This is a genomic window from Spirulina sp. 06S082, assembly GCF_034932145.1.
In the GTDB taxonomy this organism is placed as follows: domain Bacteria; phylum Cyanobacteriota; class Cyanobacteriia; order Cyanobacteriales; family Spirulinaceae; genus CCY15215.
This window is the reverse complement of sequence record NZ_JAYGHV010000132.1, coordinates 19,793-27,324: the sequence shown is the minus strand read 5'-3', so window position 1 is coordinate 27,324 and position 7,532 is coordinate 19,793. Positions and strand designations below refer to the sequence as shown.

The window sequence follows — 7,532 nt, the reverse complement described above, 5'->3', positions numbered from 1 at the left end:
TCAACAAAATTCCCCTCATTCGTCCCTATCCCGGCGACGCAGGCAAGATTATTACACTAGGGTTAGTCATCACCAAAGATGTCGAAACAGGCACTCCTAATGTCGGCGTTTATCGCTTACAATTGCAATCTCAAAATACCATGACCGTGCATTGGTTATCGGTGCGAGGAGGGGCGAGACATTTACGAAAAGCAGCCGAAGCTGGCAAAAAATTAGAAATTGCGATCGCCCTCGGAGTAGACCCCTTAATTATCATGGCCGCGGCGACTCCCATTCCCGTAGACTTATCAGAGTGGCTATTTGCAGGATTATATGGGGGATCGGGAGTCACTTTAGCGAAATGCAAAACCTTGGATTTAGAAGTTCCCGCCGATTCCGAATTTGTGTTAGAAGGAACAATAACACCTGGAGAAATGTTACCCGATGGACCCTTCGGAGATCACATGGGTTATTATGGCGGCGTAGAGGATTCCCCCTTGATTCGCTTCCACTGCATGACCCATCGGAAAGACCCCATTTATTTAACCACCTTTAGCGGTCGTCCCCCCAAAGAAGAGGCCATGATGGCGATCGCACTCAATCGTATCTATACACCAATTCTTCGCCAGCAAGTATCGGAAATCACCGATTTTTTCTTACCAATGGAAGCGTTAAGTTACAAAGCGGCAATTATTTCCATTGATAAAGCCTATCCAGGACAAGCGAAACGAGCCGCACTGGCTTTTTGGAGTGCGCTGCCTCAATTCACTTATACGAAGTTTGTGATTGTTGTCGATAAAGAGATTAACATCCGCGATCCCCGTCAGGTGGTTTGGGCGATCAGTTCTAAAGTTGACCCCTCCCGCGATGTCTTTATCCTCCCCGAAACCCCTTTTGATACCTTAGATTTTGCCAGCGAGAAAATTGGTTTAGGGGGACGAATGGGCATTGATGCAACGACGAAAATTCCCCCAGAAACCCAACACGAATGGGGAGAAGTCTTAGAAAGCGATCGCGATGTTGCAGAGATGGTCGATCGCCGTTGGGTTGAATACGGATTAGATGAGTTAGATTTGACAGAAGTTGACCCCAATCTATTCGGTTACGATATGCGAGGTTAGAATGAGACACAGAAAGCAATTGCCTTTTCCAAAAGATCGTGCTATACTACATAAATTGCGAATTTTACGGCGGGTGTGGCCAAGTGGTTAAGGCAGTGGATTGTGATTCCACCATTCGCGGGTTCAATTCCCGTCATCCGCCCTTTTGATAATCTATTACACGATAGCCCTTTCAGAACTTACTCGTTATTTATTCTTCGGCGTTGCGTTTCATTTCTAATCTTCCACAATAACTACTGTTCCCATCTCTACTTTCTCAAACAAAGCAATAACATCTGTATTTCGCATTCTCACGCACCCATGTGAAACAGCTTGACCGATTAATTCTTCGTTAGGAGTCCCGTGAAAACCGATCGCATTTTCTCCATCCGTCCAGAAGCCGATCCAACGCACTCCGAGGGGATTATTGGCACTGGGAGGGACAATTTCCCCTGTAAAGGGATGCTGCCAGGTGGGGTTAACAACCTTCTGAAATACCTCAAAATTACCCCTTGGTGTTTCCCAACCTTCGCGACCGATCGCCACGGGATAACTAACAATTAACTCCTCTCCTTCGTAATAATAAACCCGGCGATCGCCTAGGCGCAAAATTAAACGATATTCAGCAACTTTGGGTAAAAATTTATCGGCATCTCCTAATGGAGGAATTTCTAATAAAGAGGTGAGTTGTGCTGGGGAAATTGCTTCTATAGGAGAGGCTAAAATTGGGCTTTGCAGTCCCAATAAAAATAAACTAACCCCTAAACCCCAATAAAAACACCGTTTGCTGCGATCGCGTTTTACCATAATTACTTTGTAAGGTGAGTAATCTCACCTTACCTCTAACTATCTAGTTCAAGTGCTATTTTTTACATTAATGTTGAACAATCACTGTTGTTCCCATTTCCACTTGTTCAAACATGGCAAGGACATCTTTATTGTACATCCTCACACAACCATTGGAGGCGGCTTTGCCAATAGAAGAAACCGTCGGAGTGCCGTGAAAGCCGATAATACCATTAGACATTTGAGCAAAACCGATCCAGCGCAACCCCAAGGCACTATTGGCTCCCGGTGGTGTCACTTGTCCCGTCCAAGGACTTTGCCAAATTGGGTTTTCGATCATCTGGAAAACCTCATAAGTGCCTGTAGGAGTGGGGGTTTGAGATTTGCCGATCGCCACAGGATAGCTGGCAATTCTTTCCTCTCCTCGTTCCACATAAACCCGGCGATCGCTTAAGTCTAAGCGTAAGTGAGTCACGGCGGTTTCAGGAAGATAGCGATCGCTGCTACCGAGGGGAGGAACATCGAGGGAAGCAATACTCTGGCTACTGAAGTCGGAAACAGAATCCTCCGACGCGATCGCCCTTGTCCCTACCATTAACATGGCCAAGCTGGAAACAATAACCATTAAACTGCGAGAAATACGCCGATCTCTGACTCGTGCCATCATTATCACAATCCTCACTGAAAGGGAATTTAAAGAATATTCAGGAAAAATTACGGGTTTGCCCTTCTAGATATTGTAAGCGAAACCTGAAAGTTACCTGAGAATTTTTTCAAGATTAATAGCTTTGACGTAGAGGAGTTGAGCTTGTTTCCGGTTAGGATGCGGTAAAGCCAAAAATAACGGGCATTGTCAGGGAGTTTTCCCTCATTGATAATACTTCATTGGCATCTTGCCCGCTAATGCGTAAGTCCTAACTATGCTAGAGTCTAGATTTTTCAAACATTTCGGTAAATGGCTGCTTTTAGGTATTTTAACCTTTTTGGTGGTGTTTCACCCTACCCCGATCGCCGCACAAATGCCAGCTAATTCAGTGGCAAAAGCCCCCATTCTCCTTGATGGGAATATTCTCTTTGAAGTGGGAGGATTTGGTAATTTTTCTCCCCGAGAACGTGCTAAATTTATCAACCAGAGGCTAATCTCTGAAGCGACTACTTCCGAGTCTGAAATTGATGTTGAGATTCTACAAGAAAATGGACAAGTTATTCTGCAAATTGGCGATCGCTATCTCCTCACCCTGACAGAAAACGATCTCTTGTCAGCATCAACACCCTTTCAACAAGGGAAATTATGGCGTAAAAAAATTGCAATATCTTTGCAAGAAGCAAAGGAACAGCGCACTCCTAAATACCAAAAACAAGCGATTATTTGGATGGTGTCATGTTTGTTTGCTGCAATTGTTTTGATTATTCTTCTCAGCTTTAGTGTTGAATGGAGTGTTAGTAAATTTTTCAAATGGATCGGCGATCCAGAACATCCGCTTTATTCTTGGGAACAACCCGTTAAGTTTCTCTTACGGATTATTTGGTTTATTCTCGATGTGACACTCTGTTTGAGTGTTTTTTATTGGATTAGCGATCGCCTACCGCAAACTCGGATTTTACGCTATCAGTTATTCTGGTTTATTTCCGAACCGATTATTCCTCTTAGCGATACGGAAACAAAATCGATTCAAGATATTATTGTTTTAGTTTTGATGAGTTTGGGGTTATGGTTTGTTGTCAGTTTGATTTCTCGTTGGATGCAAGGATATATTTGCAAGCGATCGGGGCAAGAGTCGGGGACTTATGAGGTCATTGCGGTTTTAATTCGCTATGGGCTGATTTGTATTGCTTTGTTGATTTTACTGCCCTTATGGGGCTTAAATTTAGCTTCTCTGGCTATCCTTGCTAGTTTCCTTGGGGTGGGGATTGGTTTTGGAGTCCAAAATATTGTTAATAATTTCGTCAGTGGCTTAATAATTGCCATCGAACGTCCGATTAAAGTGGGGGATTTTGTCACAGTTGAAGGGTTAGAAGGAAGTGTAGAAAGAATTGGATCTCGCAGCACAATTATTCGTACTCTCGATCGCGTCACCATTGTAGTTCCTAATTCTCGGTTTTTAGATTCGGAAACTATTAATCGCAGTTATGGCGATCCAGTTTCTCGCTTGAAAATTTCTATTAGTGTGGCTTATGGTTCCAATGTTCCTCTCCTTCGCAAAGCCTTATTAGAAGTTGCAACCAGTCATCCTGAAGTATTATTACGACCGGAACCTCAAGTTTGGTTTCTGGAATTTGGCGATAGTTCTCTTAACTTTGAGTTGCGCGTTTGGACAGCAGATCCGAAGCAACAGGCTCGCATTAAAAGCGATCTTAATTATCGCATAGAAGCCAACTTAAATCATTATAATATTGAAATGCCTTTCCCGCAACGAGATTTAAACCTGCGATCGCCTCAATTGCAACAATTAGTGCAATCTCTCCAGCAAAAATATCCGCTCACATCGGTAGATTCACCTCTAAAAACAACTGAGAATGAGAGTGATTTTTCCTTGAAAAATGTTCCCATGACTATTGATGAAGGAGACATGAAAGCGGTAAATACGCGAGATTTAAGTCATTTAGATGTTGAAACATTAGTTATAGCTTTAAAAGGTTCTGAAGGCATTGAAATTAAAGATCGCCGCTATCGTTTAAAAACTTATTCGCGCTGTTTTATTGGGGCAGAATTGGTGGATTGGTTGATGGTGAGGGAAGAGTGTAGCCGAGAAGATGCGATCGCGATCGGGGAACATCTTCGCAAACGAGGTATTCTTCACCATGTCACCGACGAACACCCTTTTCTGGATGAATATTTATTTTATCAGTTTTATTATTAACTTTGCGTGTAGTTTTTCGGAATCTTTGATTTAAGGGAGTGTGTGGGATTTTGTGGGTGAAATATCAGGGCTAAATGCGATCGCGATCGTTCCAACACAGCGCATATTGCTCTTACAATTGAGGAATATCTCCGATTTATTCCTACTGCTAGACATGAAAACTAAGAACCAAGGCACGACAAGCCCAAAAATACCCTTACAACTCGTTTTAATTGTACCTTTTTTGGTGCAGATTTTTGCCGCAGTAGGACTGGTAGGCTATTTATCTTTTAGAAACGGACAGAAAGCCGTCAGGGATCTAGCCGCACAATTAATGACTCGAACTGGCAGTGTTGTTGACGAACGCTTGAACTCATATCTGACCATTCCCCAATCTCTCAACCAAATTAATGCTGATGCTATTCGTCGGGGAATCTTGGATCTCGGCGATCGCGAAACCGTCAGCAAGTATTTTTGGGATCAAATGCAAACTTACGATCTAACCTATATTGGCATTGGTTTAACCGATGGTAGCGGCCTTGGAGTTGCCCGCTATGATGGTAAAACCATTACAATTGACCATTGGACGGGAGAAAAAGAAAATAATATTATTACTTATGCTGTCAACGATCGCGGCGATCGGACTGACATTCTTGAAGAGTGGACATGGGATAATTTCAGCGAGGATTGGTACAAAGAACCCATCGCAGCCGGAAAACCCATCTGGGCAAAAACCATCGCGACTAATTTAGCAACGGGACCTTATGTTGTTGCTTCAGCCAGTCGTCCCATTTATGATACCCAAAATCAATTATTGGGAATGTTAGCAGCCGATATTCATTTATTAAAACTTGGCGACTTCTTGAACAATTTAGAAATTGGGCGATCGGGGGATATATTCATTCTAGAACGAGATGGAGCAATTATTGCTAATTCCGGCAAAGAACCTCCTTTTGTCCTCGTTAATCAGGAAATTAAACGCATCAATGCCCTCGAAAGTACCAATCCCATCGTGCAGCAAATTACCCGAGAAATCCAACAGCGTTTTGGCAGTTTAAAAGACATCACGACCGAAAACTTTACTGTCAATCTGCAAGGAGAAAGGTATTTTGTTGATATCGATTCTTGGCAAGATAAATATGGGTTAGATTGGCTGGTGGTATTAGCAATCCCAGAACGGGAATTCATGGCACAAATTCAGGATAACACTCGCACCACAATTTTCCTTTGTTTGGGGGCTTTAGGAATTGCTTCAATCATCGGTATTTTTACTTCTCGTCTCATCGTTCAACCCATTCTGCAATTAAACCAAGCCAGTCAAAAGATGGCATCAGGAAATTTAAAACAAACCGTTCCAGAAAATGGCATTCGCGAGTTAAATTACCTCTCTCATTCCTTTAACCAGATGGCAGGAAAATTACAAGAATCCTTTACAACATTGGCCAATAATCAAGAAAAACTTGAAGAACGAGTACGAGAACGAACTGCTAAACTACAAACGACTCTTGATGAATTGCAACGCACTCAATCCCAAGTTATTCAAAGTGAAAAAATGTCTGCTTTGGGTCAATTGGTAGCGGGAGTTGCTCACGAAATCAATAATCCGGTTAATTTCATTCATGGCAATCTCGTACACGCTGAAGAATATACCCACAATCTATTAGATTTCTTGGCATTATATGCAAAACATTATCCCGATCCCGTCTCGGAAATTCAAGCAGAAGCTGAAGAAATCGATCTCGATTTTTTACAAGAAGATCTCCTGAAAATGCTGGCTTCGATGAAAGTTGGAACCGATCGCATTCGTCAAATTGTTTTATCTTTACGCAACTTTTCTCGCACGGATGAAGCAGGTCTTAAAGCCGTTAATATTCACGAAGGCCTCGATAGCACCCTGATGATTTTACAACATCGCTGTAAAGCCAGTCCCGAACGTCCGGAGATTCAAATTGTCAAAGATTATGGTAATATTCCTGAAGTCGAGTGTTATCCTAGCCAACTCAATCAAGTGTTTATGAATATTTTTGCTAATGCGATCGATGCTCTTGATGAGGTGAATGGCAAAAGAACCTATCAAGAGAATCAAGAAAATCCGAGTTGTATTACCATTCGCACTTCTAGTCTCGACGATCGCACTTGTCAAATTGCGATCGCCGACAATGGACCTGGCATTCCCGAGGAGATCCAACAGCGCATTTTTGAGCCTTTTTTCACCACCAAGGCGATCGGTAAAGGAACAGGAATGGGAATGTCTATCAGCTATCAGATTATCACCGAGAAGCATCAAGGTAAGTTAAAATGTTTTTCTACTCCTGGTAAAGGAACTGAATTTGCGATCGAGATTCCCCTGAAAATATCATAATACTGATGAGGAAAGAGAAATGATAATCAAACGATGGTTACAAAGAATTCTAAGCGTTTTTTTCCTCCTATTACTCCTAGGATGTAATGGAGGAAAACCCCCCATTAGCCTCGCACCAACAGGGGAATGGGTCAAAAAGGCGATCGCCTTACAAGTTCGCCAGTCCCAAGAACTTCTCAGTGAAAATCTGAAAGTTTCTAATCCCGATCTGAAAATTTCTGGGATTTCAATTCAAAAAATCGAGCCGCTTTACATGGCACATTTACCGACATTTCACATCACGGGAAGTTATAATTTAGAAATCGATCTACCCAATCAAAAAGTAAAGCAAAAAAGTAATCTTTTCGATATTTTCTTACAGCGCCAAAAAGAAGGAAAAACATGGCGATGGTTAAAAAAAGAAATTCTTAATTCTGAGGATAAACCCATTTGGAAAACCTATTTAGTTCGCCCTTATTAACAGTT

At 42.2% G+C, this 7,532-nt stretch carries 6 protein-coding genes and 1 tRNA gene; 5 read left to right on the top strand and 2 right to left on the bottom strand.

Annotated elements, in window-relative coordinates; genetic code table 11:
• On the top strand, positions 1-1,100 hold a 1,100-nt coding region (locus tag VB714_RS09195; RefSeq protein WP_323223361.1), incomplete at its 5' end, for a UbiD family decarboxylase.
• A 69-nt stretch (positions 1,101-1,169) separates the two neighbouring features.
• A tRNA-His gene (locus VB714_RS09190) sits at positions 1,170-1,242 on the top strand.
• A 74-nt stretch (positions 1,243-1,316) separates the two neighbouring features.
• On the opposite strand, the gene VB714_RS09185 is transcribed toward VB714_RS09190, so the two are convergent.
• Both VB714_RS09185 and VB714_RS09180 read right to left on the bottom strand, forming a co-directional pair.
• Complete coding sequence (locus VB714_RS09185; RefSeq protein ID WP_323223359.1) at positions 1,317-1,886, bottom strand: L,D-transpeptidase; 570 nt, start codon at positions 1,884-1,886, stop codon at positions 1,317-1,319.
• A 67-nt stretch (positions 1,887-1,953) separates the two neighbouring features.
• Positions 1,954-2,532 (bottom strand): L,D-transpeptidase, encoded by a 579-nt coding sequence (locus VB714_RS09180; RefSeq protein WP_323223357.1) that lies wholly within the window; start codon positions 2,530-2,532, stop codon positions 1,954-1,956.
• A 253-nt stretch (positions 2,533-2,785) separates the two neighbouring features.
• Here VB714_RS09180 and VB714_RS09175 point away from each other — a divergent pair, with 253 nt between their 5' ends.
• The 3 genes from VB714_RS09175 (at position 2,786) to VB714_RS09165 (ending at position 7,527) form a co-directional block, all read left to right on the top strand.
• Entirely contained in the window at positions 2,786-4,726 is a 1,941-nt protein-coding gene (locus VB714_RS09175; RefSeq protein WP_323223355.1) for a mechanosensitive ion channel domain-containing protein, read from the top strand.
• A 154-nt stretch (positions 4,727-4,880) separates the two neighbouring features.
• Positions 4,881-7,067: an ATP-binding protein gene (locus tag VB714_RS09170; RefSeq protein WP_416309641.1), complete on the top strand. Its 2,187-nt coding sequence runs from the start codon at positions 4,881-4,883 to the stop codon at positions 7,065-7,067.
• 19 nt (positions 7,068-7,086) lie between these two features.
• Entirely contained in the window at positions 7,087-7,527 is a 441-nt protein-coding gene (locus VB714_RS09165) for a hypothetical protein (RefSeq protein WP_323223351.1), read from the top strand.
• Positions 7,528-7,532: the final 5 nt, after the last annotated feature.

Coding starts and splice junctions, on each gene's coding strand:
- VB714_RS09165 (WP_323223351.1), top strand. CDS start 7,087: ATGATAATCAAACGATGGTTACAAAGAATTCTAAGCGTTTTTTTCCTC.
- VB714_RS09180 (WP_323223357.1), bottom strand. CDS start 2,532: ATGATGGCACGAGTCAGAGATCGGCGTATTTCTCGCAGTTTAATGGTT.
- VB714_RS09175 (WP_323223355.1), top strand. CDS start 2,786: ATGCTAGAGTCTAGATTTTTCAAACATTTCGGTAAATGGCTGCTTTTA.
- VB714_RS09170 (WP_416309641.1), top strand. CDS start 4,881: ATGAAAACTAAGAACCAAGGCACGACAAGCCCAAAAATACCCTTACAA.
- VB714_RS09185 (WP_323223359.1), bottom strand. CDS start 1,886: ATGGTAAAACGCGATCGCAGCAAACGGTGTTTTTATTGGGGTTTAGGG.